The organism is Pseudomonas sp. JV414 (assembly GCF_032424305.1).
GTDB classification, from domain to species: domain Bacteria; phylum Pseudomonadota; class Gammaproteobacteria; order Pseudomonadales; family Pseudomonadaceae; genus Aquipseudomonas; species Aquipseudomonas lini.
Genome location: NZ_VYKC01000007.1, coordinates 225,810 through 241,924 on the forward strand (window position 1 = coordinate 225,810; position 16,115 = coordinate 241,924).

The 16,115-nt window shown below is 58.5% G+C and carries 15 protein-coding genes and 1 other RNA gene; 11 read left to right on the top strand and 5 right to left on the bottom strand.

The features are described from left to right. Positions 1–235 precede the first annotated feature (235 nt). Positions 236–1,909: a DNA repair protein RecN gene (gene recN, locus F6R97_RS10715; protein ID WP_038978897.1), complete on the top strand. Its 1,674-nt coding sequence runs from the start codon at positions 236–238 to the stop codon at positions 1,907–1,909. A gap of 75 nt (positions 1,910–1,984) precedes the next feature. On the opposite strand, the gene fur is transcribed toward recN, so the two are convergent. Continuing rightward, positions 1,985–2,389 (bottom strand): ferric iron uptake transcriptional regulator, encoded by a 405-nt coding sequence (gene fur, locus F6R97_RS10720; RefSeq protein WP_003197684.1) that lies wholly within the window; start codon positions 2,387–2,389, stop codon positions 1,985–1,987. Positions 2,390–2,486: 97 nt separating this feature from the next. Between fur and F6R97_RS10725 the strand changes: the two genes are divergently transcribed. Continuing rightward, positions 2,487–3,014 (top strand): outer membrane protein assembly factor BamE, encoded by a 528-nt coding sequence (locus F6R97_RS10725; protein ID WP_038978896.1) that lies wholly within the window; start codon positions 2,487–2,489, stop codon positions 3,012–3,014. Positions 3,015–3,075: 61 nt separating this feature from the next. Here the strand turns inward: F6R97_RS10725 and F6R97_RS10730 are convergent, their stop codons facing one another. From F6R97_RS10730 to F6R97_RS10740, 3 genes are read right to left on the bottom strand one after another with little or no spacing between them, the layout of a single operon-like run. After that, positions 3,076–3,390: an RnfH family protein gene (locus F6R97_RS10730; RefSeq protein WP_048396636.1), complete on the bottom strand. Its 315-nt coding sequence runs from the start codon at positions 3,388–3,390 to the stop codon at positions 3,076–3,078. Beyond that, on the bottom strand, positions 3,383–3,817 hold the full coding sequence (locus F6R97_RS10735; RefSeq protein ID WP_030128093.1) for a type II toxin-antitoxin system RatA family toxin: 435 nt from the start codon (positions 3,815–3,817) through the stop codon (positions 3,383–3,385). Before F6R97_RS10735 ends, F6R97_RS10730 begins: the two co-directional genes overlap by 8 nt. A 7-nt stretch (positions 3,818–3,824) precedes the next feature. Then, positions 3,825–5,228 carry a sodium-dependent transporter gene (locus F6R97_RS10740; protein ID WP_038978894.1) on the bottom strand — a complete coding sequence of 468 codons (1,404 nt, stop codon included), beginning with the start codon at positions 5,226–5,228 and terminating at the stop codon, positions 3,825–3,827. Between the two features lie 118 nt (positions 5,229–5,346). Here F6R97_RS10740 and smpB point away from each other — a divergent pair, with 118 nt between their 5' ends. Further along, positions 5,347–5,829, top strand: a complete 483-nt coding sequence (gene smpB / locus F6R97_RS10745; protein ID WP_007900551.1) for an SsrA-binding protein SmpB — start codon at positions 5,347–5,349, stop codon at positions 5,827–5,829. Between the two features lie 127 nt (positions 5,830–5,956). Here smpB and F6R97_RS10750 read toward each other — a convergent pair whose 3' ends face one another. Then, the gene (locus F6R97_RS10750) at positions 5,957–6,724 is read right to left on the bottom strand and encodes a GntR family transcriptional regulator (protein ID WP_030128095.1); all 768 of its coding nucleotides are present in this window, start codon (positions 6,722–6,724) and stop codon (positions 5,957–5,959) included. A gap of 262 nt (positions 6,725–6,986) precedes the next feature. Between F6R97_RS10750 and F6R97_RS10755 the strand changes: the two genes are divergently transcribed. The 8 genes from F6R97_RS10755 to ssrA all read left to right on the top strand — a co-directional run bounded on the left by F6R97_RS10755 (position 6,987) and on the right by ssrA (position 16,058). Then, positions 6,987–8,678 carry a lactate permease LctP family transporter gene (locus F6R97_RS10755; protein ID WP_038978892.1) on the top strand — a complete coding sequence of 564 codons (1,692 nt, stop codon included), beginning with the start codon at positions 6,987–6,989 and terminating at the stop codon, positions 8,676–8,678. A 151-nt stretch (positions 8,679–8,829) separates the two neighbouring features. Further along, on the top strand, positions 8,830–9,654 hold the full coding sequence (locus F6R97_RS10760; RefSeq protein ID WP_038978891.1) for a (Fe-S)-binding protein: 825 nt from the start codon (positions 8,830–8,832) through the stop codon (positions 9,652–9,654). Then, positions 9,651–11,105 carry a LutB/LldF family L-lactate oxidation iron-sulfur protein gene (locus F6R97_RS10765; protein ID WP_038978890.1) on the top strand — a complete coding sequence of 485 codons (1,455 nt, stop codon included), beginning with the start codon at positions 9,651–9,653 and terminating at the stop codon, positions 11,103–11,105. Before F6R97_RS10760 ends, F6R97_RS10765 begins: the two co-directional genes overlap by 4 nt. Then, positions 11,105–11,776, top strand: coding sequence for a lactate utilization protein (locus F6R97_RS10770; protein WP_315866503.1), 672 nt, complete (start codon positions 11,105–11,107; stop codon positions 11,774–11,776). Before F6R97_RS10765 ends, F6R97_RS10770 begins: the two co-directional genes overlap by 1 nt. Next, positions 11,773–14,583, top strand: a complete 2,811-nt coding sequence (locus F6R97_RS10775; RefSeq protein WP_315866504.1) for an FAD-binding and (Fe-S)-binding domain-containing protein — start codon at positions 11,773–11,775, stop codon at positions 14,581–14,583. The genes F6R97_RS10770 and F6R97_RS10775 overlap by 4 nt, the downstream gene beginning before the upstream one ends. 129 nt (positions 14,584–14,712) lie before the next feature. Then, positions 14,713–14,985 (top strand): hypothetical protein, encoded by a 273-nt coding sequence (locus F6R97_RS10780; protein WP_038978887.1) that lies wholly within the window; start codon positions 14,713–14,715, stop codon positions 14,983–14,985. A gap of 306 nt (positions 14,986–15,291) precedes the next feature. Next, the gene (locus tag F6R97_RS10785) at positions 15,292–15,567 is read left to right on the top strand and encodes a hypothetical protein (RefSeq protein WP_048396647.1); all 276 of its coding nucleotides are present in this window, start codon (positions 15,292–15,294) and stop codon (positions 15,565–15,567) included. A 97-nt stretch (positions 15,568–15,664) separates the two neighbouring features. Then, positions 15,665–16,058, top strand: a transfer-messenger RNA (tmRNA) gene (gene ssrA / locus F6R97_RS10790). Positions 16,059–16,115: the final 57 nt, after the last annotated feature.

Here is a 16,115-nt window from a genome sequence, read left to right on the forward strand (position 1 = left end):
CTCCTTCCAATATCGTCCGCGAGCTCAACTCGCGCTTCTGCCCCGGTATATGGGGCCGCAAAATTCAGCTTCAAGGGCTATTTGATCATTAACCCTACAAAAAACAGCTGCATTGTCATTCCTCATCGCACTAAGGATTTCCTTCAATCAAGCAAATCGACCTAAGAGGGGGCATTGTCAGCTCGAAACAAAACACTGTATAAATAACCAGACCTAAAGCCTGGGAGCGGCCTTTATGCTGGTGCACCTGTCCGTACATAACTACGCCATCGTTGAACATCTCGATCTCGAACTCGATCGCGGGATGAGCGTGATCACAGGGGAAACCGGCGCCGGCAAGTCGATCATGCTCGATGCCCTGGGCCTGACCCTGGGCGATCGCGCCGACAGCGGCGTGGTCCGCCCGGGTGCGGACAAGGCCGATATCCTGGCCACCTTCGATCTGGTCGACATCCCGGAAGCCAGCGCCTGGCTGGCCGAACGCGACCTCGAAAACGACGGCCCGTGCATTTTGCGCCGAGTGATCACCGCTGAAGGGCGATCCCGCGGCTATATCAACGGCACCCCCTGCCCCCTCGGTGACTTGAAAGCCCTGGGCGAATTGCTGATCGATATCCACAGCCAGCACGAACACCAGTCCCTGCTGAAAACCGATACTCACCGACGCCTGCTCGACGAATACGCCGGTGCCACGGACCTGGCCCGCCAGGTGCAATTGGCTGCCCAACGCTGGCGCCAGACCCGCCAGGAACTGGAACGCCTTTCCAACTCCGGCGACGAACAGCGTGCGCGTCATCAGTTGCTCAGCTATCAACTCGAAGAACTGGAAAACCTCGGCCTCGGCGAAAACGAGCTGGAGCAGCTGGAACAGGAACACAAGAACCTGACCAACGCCGAAACCCTGCTGGGCATTTGCCGGCAAGTGGTCGAACAATGCAGCGAAAGTGATTCCGGCAACGTACTGAACGCGCTGACCGCCAGCCTTAACCGCCTATCGAGCGTGAACAATTCGATCGGCGCCTTGGGCGAAGCCAGCAGCCTGCTGACCAGCGCGCAGATTCAGGTTGAAGAAGCCGTAGGCGAGTTGAACCGTTTTCTCGACAATTTCGACGCCGATCCGGCCCGCCTTCAATACCTGGAAGAGCGCCTCGATGCCATCTACACCCTGGCGCGCAAACACCGCATCCAGCCGACCGAAGTCGCCGAGATGCAGCAGAAGCTACTCGATGAAATCGAAACCCTGAATGCCAACGACGAATCCATCGAACGACTGAGCGATGAGCTGGCCTCCTACGCCCGCCATTATCAGGAGAAAGCTCGGGATCTGAGCGACCTGCGGCACCAAGCCTCGAGCAGCCTGGCCTGTGCCGTGGAACAGGAAATCCAGCGCTTGGGCATGCCCGGCGGCCGATTCACCATCGAACTTCGTCCCAACAGCGGCGACGAACTGCTGCCCAACGGGCTCGAACAGGTAGAACTGCTGGTGAGCGCCAACCCCGGGCAACCATTGAAAGCCCTGGCGAAAGTGGCGTCGGGTGGCGAACTGTCGCGTATCAGCCTGGCGATTCAGGTGATCACTGCACAGACCTCGCGCGTGCCGACCCTGGTGTTCGATGAAGTGGACGTGGGTATCGGCGGCCCGACCGCCGAGATTGTCGGCCAGTTGCTGCGACGCCTCGGGGAGCGTGGGCAGGTTCTGACCGTGACTCACTTGCCGCAAGTGGCGGCGCAGGGGCATCAACATCTATTTGTACACAAGGTCCGCGGTGAAGACGCCACGCATACAGCCGTCTCCAAACTGAGCAAGACCGATCGTGTCGAAGAAGTGGCACGGATGCTGGGCGGCATCGATCTCACCAAGGAATCCCTGGCTCACGCGAAAAAAATGGTCGTTACCGCGAAAATTTAAGAACGGCAGAAAGCACGAAGGCGACCCTGGGGTCGCCTTCGTTCGTTTCGCGAACCAGAAGTTCGCGCGACATGCTTACTTTTTCTTGCGCACGTACAGCACAAGATTGTGATCAACCATCTCGAAGCCATACTTGTCGACGATTGCTTTCTGCAGCCGCTCGATTTCTTCGTCGAAGAATTCGATCACTTCACTGGTCTCGACGTTGACCATATGGTCGTGATGCTTGCCGTCGTCCAGCTCGAAGACCGCATGGCCTCCGTCGAAGTTGTGCCGCACCACAAGGCCAGCTGCCTCGAACTGGGTCAGAACACGGTAAACCGTGGCCAGACCGACGTCCTCACCAGCCTCCATCAGCGCCTTGTAGACATCCTCGGCGCTCATGTGGCGTTGCTCGGCGGAATCGAGCATTTGCAGAATTTTGACCCGTGGAAGGGTCACTTTGAGGCCGGCTTTGCGTAGTTCGCTATTTTCAACCATGGTCAGCTTTCTCGCGATGCTGCTTCGCAGCTTCTCTTAATGCGGGTATGATCGGCGTTTACGTTGTCCCAGCCAAGATAGTGGAAGTCGCCCACCGATGCAAAACACCAAGCTCTTGCTAACCAGTTTCACCTTTGTGGGACTGCTCGCACTCGCCGGTTGTTCATTCCCCGGGGTTTACAAAATCGACATCCAGCAGGGCAATGTCGTCACGCAGGACATGATAGACCAGTTACGCCCGGGAATGACCCGCCGGCAAGTACGGTTTATCATGGGTAACCCTCTGCTGACCGACACGTTCCATGCCGATCGCTGGGATTATCTGTACAGCCTGCAACCGGGTGGCGGTGAACGCCAACAGGAACGCATTAGCGTTATCTTCAACCCAAATGATCAACTTGTCAGCCTCTCTGGCGATTTCATGCCAGGCGTGAGCCGCGACGAAGCCATTCTCGGCAAGGACAGTGACACTACCGTGACCACGCCTGCCGAAAACGCCGAGAAGCCGAAGCCGGAAAAACCGGTCAAGCCAGGGTCGTTGCTGGACCAGATCCAGAAGGACGTGGACAACGTGGAAACCGTTCCAGTCCCGACGCCAGAACCGTTGGAAACCTCGCCGCAATAATTTGCGACGCAATAAAAAACCCGGCATGTCCGGGTTTTTTATTGCCTGCCATTTAACCGGATCACTGATTCCGGGCTTTGGCCTCGGCCGCTTTGGCGGCGCGCAACCGGCGAACTTCTTTCGGATCGGCGAGCAACGGTCGGTAAATCTCGAGGCGATCCCCTGCCTGAACCGGACGATTGGCCGGCTCAGCGATCACTTTGCCAAAGATTCCAACCGGACAACTGGTCAGATCCAACTCAGGGAATTCGCTGTTCAGGCCAGATCTGAGCAACGCATCTCGCACCGTTGCGCCCACCGGCACCGTTACGGTCAGCAGTACCTGGCGATCAACAGCGGCATACACCACTTCGACCTTGATCATTGCCTCAACCATGCATCTGTTTCGCGCGCTGGCAAAAAGCGTCCATCAGCGTATTCGCTGCCTGATTGAACAAAGGCCCCAACGTCGCACGCACCAGCGGTCCCGAATAGTCGAATGACAAGTCCAGACTGATCTTGCAGGCCTTCTCGCCCAATGGCTTGAATACCCAGACGCCGTGCAACTGGCTGAATGGACCTTCCTCGAGGTTCATCTCGATCGAACGTCCTGGCACCAGGGTGTTACGCGTCACGAAGTGCTGACTAAGGCCACCCTTGGCCACGCCGACGCTGGCACGCATAAGCTCAGGAGTGCTTTCCAGGACTTCCGCCGACGAGCACCACGGCAGGAATTCCGGATAGCGGGCCACGTCGTTGACCAGGTCATAAAGCGCTTGTGCCGGATACGGCAGCAGGGCCGAACGTTGAATGTGTGTCGTCATGTCAGCGTTACTTCCACAGCTGGGCGGCAAACACTACAAGAATGCCGATGGGCGCCACATAGCGCATCAAGAACAGGGACAGGGCGAACAGCACCGGACGGCGGATCGACAATTCGTCGCGCACCGCTTCACGCCCCATCACCCAGCCCGCAAACACCACGAAACACAAACCACCGAGTGGCAACATGATCCGCGAGGTGAAGAAATCGATCACACCAAAGAAATCCAGACCACCGGCTGCTCCCCATTGATAGAGGTGGAACATCCCGCCTTCGTTCACGAAAAACTTGGCTTGCTTCCAGATATTGAAGGAAAACACGGTGCCCAGACCGACGAACCAGCAGATGAACGCCAACCAGAAGGTGACCCAGGCGCGACTGATCTTCGTGCGCTCAACCAGGTAAGCCACCATCGGCTCGAGCAGGGAGATCGCCGAACTCCAGGCCGCAATCGCTACCAGCACGAAGAACACTACGCCCATCAACTGGCCGAACGCTACGTTGCCAAAGGCAAATGGCAGGCTGACGAACATCAGGCCAGGACCTTCGCTCGGGTTCAGGCCCGCGGCGAACACAATCGGAAACAATGCCAGACCCGCCACCAGGGAAACGAAGGTATCGAGCAGCGCCACGCCGACCACAGTCCCGGAAATCGACGAACTCTTCGGCATATAAGCGCCGTAGATCATGATCGAGCCGACGCCCACGCTCAGGGAAAAGAAAGCGTGCCCCATCGCTGGCAGCAAGCCGTCGAGGACTTTTTCCGGATGGAAGTCGAACATGAAATGCACGCCCTCCATGAAATGGCCCGTGGTCATGCTGTAGCCCAGCAATACAAGGATCATCACGAACAGCAGCGGCATCATAATCCGCAGGCTGCGCTCCAGCCCGGCGACCACGCCCTTGGCGATCACCACGGCGGAGAGGAGCATGAAAATCGTATGCCAAAGTGTCAGACGCCAGGGATCGGCGATCACACTGCCAAAGTAAGCGCCGACCTGATCAGGCGTCGCCCCCTGGAAGTCGCCACGCCCCATGTCGATGATGTAATCCAGCGACCAACCGCCGACCACGCTATAGAAGGAGAGGATCAGCAGCGCCGTGATCATCCCGGCAAATGCGCCCCAGGACCATTTCGCCGAATGCCCCGCCTCCAGCGCCAAAACCTTCAAGGCATTCGCCGGGCTCTGCCGCGCGCGGCGACCGATCAGGGTTTCGGCCAGCATGACGGGCATACCGATCAGCGCGATACAGGCGAGGAACATCAGCACGAAGGCTCCACCACCGTAGACGCCGACCATGTACGGGAATTTCCAGATACTACCCAGCCCCACGGCCGAACCGGTCGCGGCGAGTATGAAGACCCAGCGGCTAGCCCAACTGCCGTGGACAGAAACCTTGTCTGTCGACATCGTTATCACGCCCAAGCGTTCAAAAAAGAGGCCGCATTGTCCGGGATTCAATCAACCTGCTCAAGCACGTAGCGATACCGTAGCCGACTCGCTTGCAACTCCCTATAATGCCGCCCCTATGGCTAAACAGAAGAAACACCCAACAGGGACCATCGCGCAGAACAAAAAGGCGCGACACGATTACTTCATCGAGCATAAGTTCGAGGCTGGTCTGGTCCTGGCCGGCTGGGAAGTAAAAAGTTTGCGGGCAAGCAAGCTGCAACTGGTTGACAGTTACGTACTGCTCAAGGATGGCGAAGCCTGGCTGCTCGGTAGCCACATTACGCCGCTGATGACTGCCAGCACCCACGTCATCGCTGATCCGACCCGCACCCGGAAATTGCTGCTCAACCGGCGCGAGCTGGAAAAGCTGGCCGCTGCCGTACAGCAGAAAGGCTACGCCTGCGTATGCCTTTCCTGGTACTGGAGCAAGCACATGGTCAAGTGCGAGATCGCTCTGGGCAAGGGCAAGAAGGAATACGACAAGCGTGATACCGAACGCGAGCGCGACGCCGGTCGTGAATTGCAGCGCGCGGTGCGCAACAAGGGTAAGGAAGATTAATTTTCCACCCTGATCGTGATCGTTCCCACGCTCTGCGTGGGAATGCAGCAATGGACGCTCTGCGTCCGCTTTGTGCCGCGGAGCGTCACGGGATGCATTCCCACGCGGAGCGTGGGAACGATCATGACTACATCCCCTTGCGCCGCTCCGCCCGAGCCACGCGCTGCACTTCCTGACGCACCTCTTCCAGCACTTCCTGCACATACAAAATGTGCCGACTGGAAACCTCCCGCGCCTGCTCTGCCCGACCTTCGATAATCGCCAGATACAATTCTCTGTGCTGCGCGATCAACATGTCGCGGGTTTCAGCGCGCTGTTTGTACATGCCGCCAATGTTGGTCACCACGTTGCGCTTGAGCAGGTCGAACAGACCTCGAATGGTGTGTAGCAACACCGCGTTATGACTGGCCTCGGCGATCGCCAAATGAAATTTTGCATCTGCCGCGCCCTCTTCCGCCCGACCTACTTCGTCATGACGCGAATAGCAGTCCTGCAACTCATCGAAGGCTGCAGTCAGCCGTTCGCGATCCACGTCCGTGGCGCGCAATGCCGCGTAGTAAGCACAGGATGCTTCCAGCGTATGACGAAACTCCAGTAAATCACGCTGGGCCTCGGGGTTGCTTTCCAGCAGATGCAACAGTGGATCGCTGAACGTCGAGCCCAGGGATTCCACCACGTAGTTACCGCCGCCCTGACGGCTGACCAGCAAACCTTTGGCCGCCAGTTTCTGGATCGCTTCGCGCAACGAAGGGCGCGACACGCCGAACTGCTCGGCCAACGCACGCTCGGCTGGCAGACGCTCGCCGGCCTTTAACGTGCCCTCGAGAATCATCCCTTCGAGTTGCTCGACAATATCGTCAGACAAACGGCGCTGCCGAATCTGATCAAACCCCATCACTCAATTCTCCACGATCCCGGCGGCTCGCCGGGCTCTCTATTCTGGCCTATCGGCGCTGCGCCAGCACCTACCAGACGACGTTTGATCGAACAGATCAGATGCGTTCTGCACTGCTCATTCGACAAAAGTTTTAGGGCGGCAAATTGACACACCGCATACAAGGCTTTTACCCTAGCCAACAGCGATTGTAAATTGGTATTACCAATTATCCAAGAACGCTGACCAGTGCCTGACCAACAACAATTAGGGGCCACCCCATATGCAAACCTGGCAACAGCTCTACAGCCCGCTCGGCAGTCTCGGCGTGTCCGCACTCGCGGCCGTCATCCCCATCGTATTTTTCTTCCTGGCTTTGGCCGTATTCCGCCTCAAAGGCCACGTGGCCGGCAGCATTACCCTCGCGCTGTCGATTGCCGTGGCAATCTTCGCGTTCCAGATGCCGGTGGACATGGCCTTTGCGGCGGCCGGATATGGCTTCGCCTACGGCTTGTGGCCGATTGCGTGGATCATCGTGGCAGCGGTGTTCCTGTACAAACTGACGGTGAAAAGCGGCCAGTTCGAAGTGATCCGCAGCTCAGTGTTGTCGATCACCGACGACCAACGCCTGCAAGTGTTGCTGATCGGATTCTGCTTCGGCGCGTTCCTGGAAGGTGCCGCCGGTTTCGGCGCACCGGTAGCGATTACCGCCGCGCTGCTGGTAGGACTGGGCTTCAACCCGCTGTATGCCGCCGGCCTGTGCCTGATCGCCAACACCGCACCAGTCGCGTTCGGCGCCTTGGGGATTCCGATCATCGTCGCCGGGCAAGTCACCGGCATCGACGCATTCAAGATCGGCGCCATGACCGGCCGCCAGCTGCCATTGCTGTCGCTGTTCGTGCCGTTCTGGCTGGTGTTCATGATGGATGGCTTGCGCGGCGTTCGGGAAACCTGGCCGGCGGCACTGGTGGCCGGTTTGAGTTTCGCCGTCACCCAATACTTCACCTCGAACTTCATCGGCCCGGAACTGCCGGACATCACCTCGGCGCTGGCCAGCCTGGTTTCCCTGACGCTATTCCTGAAAATCTGGCAGCCAAAACGCGCCGCTGGCGCCCACATCGTCGGCGCAGTCTCGGCTTCCGTGGTGGCCAGCACCGGTGGTTTCGGCCAACCGCGCACCACCGTGGCTTCGCCCTACAGCTTGGGGGAAATTTTCAAAGCCTGGTCGCCGTTCCTGATCCTCACCGTACTGGTCACTATCTGGACGCTGAAACCGTTCAAGGCGATGTTCGCTGCGGGCGGCTCGATGTATAGCTGGGTGTTCAACTTCGCGATTCCGCACCTGGATCAAATGGTGATCAAGGTCGCCCCGATCGTGACCGCCCCGACGGCAATCCCGGCGGTGTTCAAACTCGATCCGATTTCTGCAACCGGCACGGCGATTTTCTTCTCTGCACTGATCTCAATGCTGGTGCTGAAGATCAATTTAAAAACTGGTCTTACCACTTTCAAAGAGACTGTCTACGAACTGCGCTGGCCGATTCTGTCCATCGGCATGGTGCTGGCCTTCGCCTTCGTCACCAACTATTCGGGCATGTCGTCGACCATGGCTCTGGTCCTGGCAGGCACGGGGGCGGCATTCCCGTTCTTCTCGCCGTTCCTCGGCTGGCTCGGCGTGTTCCTGACCGGTTCCGATACTTCGTCCAACGCACTGTTCAGTTCGCTGCAAGCAACCACTGCGCACCAGATCGGCGTCAATGACACCTTGCTGGTGGCGGCGAATACCAGCGGCGGAGTGACCGGCAAGATGATTTCGCCGCAATCGATCGCCGTGGCCTGCGCCGCGACCGGGCTGGTGGGCAAAGAATCGGATCTGTTCCGCTTCACCCTCAAGCACAGCCTATTCTTTGCAACGATCGTCGGCCTGATCACTTTGGCTCAGGCCTACTGGTTCACCGGCATGCTGGTGCACTAAGAACTACACGCGACACGGAAAAAACCGACGCTGGGTTACGCTCCCGGCGTCAGCTATTCACAACCGGGTCTGCAAGGCTGCTGAAAGCTTCCCTCTCTATATTCAGCAGCCTCAGCGGACGGATAACCGGGACCACCCGGAGACACGCCTGATGAGCGAGCTTTTTTACAACGCTGTGCCGAACGCGACCCGTGTCGCCCCGCCACTGCCCGAGCCTCGGCAATACCCCAGCGAGAAACCGTCACGGGTCTACCTGTTCGGGACTTGCGTGGTGGATCTGTTCTACCCGGAAGCCGGGATGGACGCGATACACCTGCTGGAACGCGAAGGCATTCGTGTCGAATACCCGCAAGGGCAAAGCTGCTGCGGGCAACCGGCCTACACCTCGGGTTACACCGAACAGGCCCGGACCGTGGCGCGCTCGCAACTGGCGCTGTTTGCCGGCGACTATCCGGTGGTGGTGCCATCGGGGTCTTGCGCGGGCATGTTGCGCGAACATTACGCCGACTTGTTCAAGGATGAGCCGCAAACGCTGATACAGGTTCAGGCCCTCGCGGCACGGACTTATGAACTGGCGGAGTTTCTGCTGTTTGTCTGCAAGGTGCAGCTCAAGGACAGCGGCGAGCCGCTTAAAGTGGCGTTGCACACGTCGTGCTCGGCACGTCGAGAAATGAACACCCACCTGCACGGCCGTGAGTTGTTGGCGCAGCTGAGCAACGTGGAGCGAGTCGACCACAGCCACGAAAGTGAATGCTGTGGCTTTGGTGGGACTTTCAGCGTCCGTATGCCAGATATTTCCGGCGCGATGGTGGCTGACAAGACCCGCGCGCTGAAGGAATCCGGCGCGCACAAGGTCCTCAGTGCCGACTGCGGTTGCCTGATGAACATCAATGGCTCGTTGGAGAAACAGCAGGAAGCGTTACGCGGTCAGCATCTGGCCAGTTTCCTGTGGCAGCGTACCGGAGGTGCCCGATGAGCACTTCCACGATTATTCCTACGGTTGCCGTAGAAGAAGATTTTCGCGCCCGGGCTCACAAGGCTTTGGCTGACACGCAACTGCGAAACAACTTTCGTAGCGCGATGGATTCACTGATGAGCAAACGGGCAGCGTCCTTCAGCGATGCCTTTGAGCGAGAACATTTGCGAGTGCTGGGCAATGCTGTCCGCGCCCGTGCTTTATCCAAGTTGCCCGACCTGCTCGAGCAGCTTGAACAGAACCTGACCCGCAACGGTGTGACAGTGCACTGGGCGGAAACGGTGGACGAAGCCAATGGCATCGTCTTATCGATCATCCGCGCTCACGAGGCGCGGCAAGTGATCAAGGGCAAATCGATGGTCAGCGAAGAGATGGAGATGAACCATGTCCTCGCGGCTCAAGGCATTGAATGCCTGGAGTCGGACATGGGCGAATTTATCGTCCAGCTCGACCACGAGAAACCTTCACACATCATTATGCCGGCGATCCACAAGAATGCCGGTCAGGTCGCGTCCTTGTTCCACGACAAACTTGGCGTGGAGTACACCAAGGACGTAGACCAACTCATTCAGATCGGTCGCAAAGTCTTGCGACAGAAATTCTTCGAAGCAGACATCGGCGTCTCCGGCGTCAACTTCGCCGTGGCCGAAACCGGTACCCTGCTACTGGTGGAAAACGAAGGCAACGGGCGCATGTCGACCACCGTGCCGCCCGTACACATTGCCGTCACGGGCATCGAGAAAGTCGTCGAAAACCTGCGCGACGTTGTACCGCTGTTGTCGCTGCTGACCCGATCGGCCCTCGGCCAGCCGATCACCACCTACGTCAACATGATTTCCGGCCCGCGCAAGGAACATGAGCTCGACGGCCCGCAGGAAGTGCACCTGGTATTGCTCGACAACGGTCGCAGCCAAGCCTTTGCCGACAGTGAACTGCGCCAGACCCTGAACTGCATCCGCTGCGGCGCCTGTATGAATCATTGCCCGGTCTACACCCGAATCGGCGGCCATGCCTATGGGGAGGTTTACCCTGGGCCTATCGGAAAAATCATCACCCCGCACATGGTCGGCCTGGCGAAAGTCCCCGACCACCCAAGCGCATCTTCGTTATGCGGCGCTTGCGGTGAAGTCTGCCCGGTAAAAATTCCGATCCCCGCCTTGCTGCGTCGCCTACGGGAAGAGAACGTCAAAGCGCCGGACAGCCCGCATCAAGTCATGCGCGGCCAGGGCAGCAAGTACTCGCGCAAAGAACGGTTTATCTGGAATGCCTGGGCGAAGCTCAACAGCTCGCCAACGCTCTATCGCTTGTTCGGCTTTTTCGCTACCCGCCTGCGGGCGCTGACGCCGAGCAATGTCGGCCCGTGGACCCAGAACCACAGCGCACCGAAACCCGCCGCCCGCTCACTGCATGACATGGCCCGCGAGCATCTGGCCAAACAGGGAGACCGCTGATGAGCGCCAAGCAAAATATCCTCGCCAAATTGCGCAACAGTCTGACGGGTACCACGCCGGTGCCTGACAACTTCGATGTCGACCTGGTGACCGAGCCCTACACCTACACGCCAGAGCAACGCATCCCGCAACTGCGCAAACTGATGGAAGCGGTGCACACCGAAATTCATCTGACGTCCGGAGAAGGCTGGCCCGAATTGCTGGCGCAACTGCTGCAAGATCGCCAGTTGCCGAGCCTATTGATTGCGCCGACGACACCTCACGGTCAATGCATCACTCAGCATTGGGCGAAAAATCCTGGCCTGCCAGCGCTCAAAGCCTACGACCGTCCAGTCGAGGAATGGAAAGCCGAGTTGTTCAACGACACCCCGGCTAGCCTGACCACTACCCTCGGCGCAATCGCCGCAACAGGCAGCCTGATTCTCTGGCCGACGCGGGAAGAACCGCGCCTGATGAGCCTGGTGCCTCCGGTGCATTTCGCCCTGCTCAAGGCCAGTGAAATCCGCGACAACTTCTATCAGGTGCAACAGGAGTTCGAATGGGCCCAAGGCATGCCGACCAACGCCTTGTTGGTGTCCGGCCCGTCGAAGACTGCCGACATCGAACAAATTCTGGCCTACGGCGCCCACGGGCCGAAAGACCTGGTGGTTCTGATCCTGGAGGACCAATGAGTCTACCGGCGGCTTTCCTGCGAGATGTGCAGCAACTGATTCCTCAGGCACGACGTTTCGACGATCCGCTGTCGACCTTGGCCTTCGGCACCGACGCCAGTTTCTACCGGCTGATTCCGAAACTGGTGATCCGCGTCGAGTCCGAAGACGAAGTGGTGGCACTGCTCAAACTGGCGCAACGGAATCAGGTCCCAGTGACTTTCCGCGCCGCCGGTACCAGTCTGTCTGGCCAGGCCATCAGCGATTCAGTGCTGATCGTGCTGGGGGATAACTGGAACGGTCGCGAGATTCGTGGCCAAGGTATGCAGATCCGTCTGCAACCGGGCGTGATTGGCGCCCAGGCCAACGCCTGGCTGGCACCGTTCGGACGCAAGATCGGCCCAGACCCGGCGTCGATCAACGCCTGCAAAATCGGCGGCATTGTCGCCAACAATGCGAGTGGAATGTGCTGCGGCACGGCGCAGAACACCTATCACACATTGGCCGGAATTCGTCTGGTGCTGGCCGATGGCAGCCGTCTCGATACTGAAGACGCCGCCAGTGTGGCGGCCTTCCGTAAAAGCCACGCCGAGCTGCTGGAACGTCTGGCGACATTGGGCCGCGAGACCCGCGCCAATGCAGAACTGGCTGCGAAAATTCGCCACAAATATCGTCTGAAAAATACCACCGGGCTGTCACTCAATGCGCTGGTGGATTTCGACGAGCCAGTGGTTATCTTGAGCCACTTGCTGGTGGGCTCCGAAGGCACACTCGGGTTTATCAGCGCGGTGACTTACGACACGGTGATCGACCACCCGAACAAGGCGTCGGCGCTGATCGTGTTCCCGGATGTAGAAACCTGCTGCAACGCCGTCACTGTGCTGAAAAGCCAACCCGTATCGGCGGTGGAACTGCTGGACCGTCGCAGCCTGCGCTCGGTGCAGAACAAGCCCGGCATGCCGGCTTTCGTACAACAACTGTCGACCAATGCCTGCGCCCTGCTGATCGAATCCCGCGCCGCCTCTTCCACTTTGCTCCAGGAACAACTGACGCAAATCATGGCGTCACTGACGGGCTTCCCGGTGGAGAAGCAAGTCGACTTCACCGAAGACCCGGTGGAAAACGCCCGGCTCTGGGCGATCCGCAAGGACACCTTCCCTGCCGTCGGTGCGGTGCGCAAAACCGGCACCACGGTGATTATTGAAGACGTAACTTTCCCAGTGGAACAGCTGGCCAGCGGCGTCAACCGCTTGATCGAGCTGTTCGACAAACATCACTACGACGAAGCGATCCTTTTCGGACACGCCCTGGAAGGTAATCTGCACTTCGTCTTCACCCAAGGCTTCAATAGCGCGGAAGAAGTCGCACGCTACCAGGCGTTCATGGACGACGTCGCGCAGTTGGTGGCCGTTGAATTCGGCGGCTCGCTGAAGGCTGAACACGGTACCGGTCGCAACATGGCGCCTTTCGTCGAGCTGGAATGGGGCAGCGACGCTTACCAGTTGATGTGGCAGCTCAAACGCCTGCTCGACCCTAACGGCATTCTCAACCCGGACGTGGTGCTCAGCGACGATCCGCAGATCCACCTCAAGCATCTGAAACCGTTGCCGGCCGCCGATGAGATTGTGGATAAGTGCATCGAGTGCGGCTTCTGCGAACCGGTGTGCCCATCGAAAGGCCTGACGCTGACCCCGCGCCAACGCATCGTGATCTGGCGTGACATCCAGGCGAAGAAACGCACCGGCACAGACACCGCCGAACTGGAACAGGCCTACGAATACCAAGGCATCGATACGTGCGCCGCCACAGGCCTGTGTGCACAACGTTGCCCTGTAGGCATCAACACCGGCGAGCTGGTGAAAAAGCTCCGCGGCCGCAAAGCAACGCATACGAAAACCGCCAACTGGATTGAAGGAAATTTCGCCACCACATTGCAAGGCGCACGCTTCACCCTGCATGTCGCCAACGGTGCGCGGATGCTGTTGGGAGCGCCACGCTTGGCAAAGCTGTCAGCAACGTTGACGCGCTTATCCAAAGGCCAGGTCCCACAATGGACCAACGCCATGCCACAGCCGGAAAGAGCCATCCGTTTCAGCCCGACCGTGTCGGACGAGCGGCCTCGGGTGGTGTACCTGGCGGCCTGCGTGTCGCGAGTCATGGGCCCGGCAGCGGGCGATAAAGAGCAAATGTCGCTGTACGAAAAAACCCGTGGCCTGTTGGAAAAAGCCGGTTACCAGGTAGTTTTTCCGAACAACCTGGACAACCTCTGCTGCGGGCAACCGTTCGCCTCCAAGGGTTACGCCGAACAGGCTGAACACAAACGCCAGGAACTGATCGGCGCACTGCTACACGCCAGTCGCGGCGGGCTCGACCCGATCTACTGCGACACCAGCCCTTGTACCTTGCGGCTGGTTCAGGACTTGGGCGAGGTGCGGCTGGACCTGTACGACCCGGTGCGTTTCATCCGCACTCACTTGATGGATCGTCTCGATTTCACCCCCCAGGAAGCGCCGATCGCGGTGCATGTCACGTGTAGCACTCAGCATCTCGGTGAGAGCCAGGCGCTGATCGATCTTGCGCGCAAATGCAGTAAAAACGTAGTCATCCCGGAAGGCATTCATTGCTGCGGTTTTGCCGGTGACAAGGGCTTCACCACCCCGCAATTGAATGCCCATTCGTTACGCACGCTCAAGGACGCGGTACAGCAATGCAGTGAGGGGATTTCCACCAGCCGTACCTGTGAGATTGGTCTGACGCAACACGGCGGAATTGACTACCACGGGCTGGTCTATCTGGTGGATCGAGTGACACAGGCCAGGGCGACCTGAAGAAAAATAGAACCCTGACGCATCGTCGCAGTCCACCGATCAAGTCCCGCAAACGTGGGACCTTTCCCAAAATTGGCAGCCCGTCCTGATGGCCAGCGATGCCTGGACCCTCAGTTCAAGGAGATACACATGAAACGCTCTGTACTGTTAGGTCTGTTCGTTACTGCCTCAATGCTGGCGTCTCCCTCGTTTGCCGCCGAAGACCTCTGTGCGGTCAACTTGAAAACCATCGAAAATGCCAAGTCACAGACTCCCCCAGAGATGACTGATCAGGTAATGGAAAGCGTCACGAAAGCCAAAGCCGATCAGGCAAAAGGCACCAAGGAAGGGACCGATGATTGCATAGCCGAGACCGAACAAACTATCCAGCAACTCAAGAACGCGAACAAAGGCGGGAAGTAATCCAGCACAAGGCCAACCTTCGGGTTGGCCTTCTGAGCCATGTAAACCCTAAGCTTGCGGAGCATCAGGCAGACTCACGACTGCTTCGCGGCCGAACGCAGCCTCGCGAGCTCGGCAGCTGCAACAGATTGCATTTCGTCTTAACTGACTGGCATCAGGCGTTTCTTGTCCCTTTTTCACACCCGCATCCCGGAAAAATCTTTCACCCCATCGCCAGCAAAAACAGAACCCTTGCCCACCCCCACAGTCCATTTGTTAAGCCCCAATCAGCGTGGCCCATCCCTACCCCCGTTCCAGGAGATACCCATGAAGCGTTCCGCCCTGGCTGGACTGCTCATCGCTGCAACAATGCTGGCCTCCTCCGCATACGCCTCAAACGATAGCGATCAATGCGTAATGAAGCTCCAGGAAGTCAACAGCAAGCTGTCCAGCGCAGCCACGCTGGACGCCGCCACCAAAGGTGTCGTCATCACCAAAGTCGAACAAGCCAAGGCCGCCCACGCTGCCAACAATGACAAAGAGTGTGTTTCCCTGACGCAGCAGGCGCTTCAGGACATTCAAAGCCACTTGAATAGCCATTAGCGCCGGGCCAGATAACACGCAGGTAAGGACAGAAGGTCGACTCGCCGCGCGCATTGGCGTACACTGCGCTTGCCTGCTGGTTACACACAGCAGGTTCGGGGCCGTTTAGGATTCGACGCCGGTTGCGAAACTTTAGGTGCATGCCGAGTTGGTAACAGAACTCGTAAATCCACTGTTGCAACTTTCTATAGTTGCCAATGACGAAACCTACGGGGAATACGCTCTCGCTGCGTAAGCAGCCTTAGCCCTTCCCTCCTGGTACCTTCGGGTCCAGCAATCATCAGGGGATGTCTGTAAACCCAAAGTGATTGTCATATAGAACAGAATCGCCGTGCAGTACGTTGTGGACGAAGCGGCTAAAACTTACACAACTCGCCCAAAGCACCCTGCCCGTCGGGTCGCTGAGGGTTAACTTAATAGACACGGCTACGCATGTAGTACCGACAGCGGAGTACTGGCGGACGGGGGTTCAAATCCCCCCGGCTCCACCAATCCGAAAACAACAAAGCCCGCCAAGTGCGGGCTTTGTTGCATCTGGGGTTTGGTAA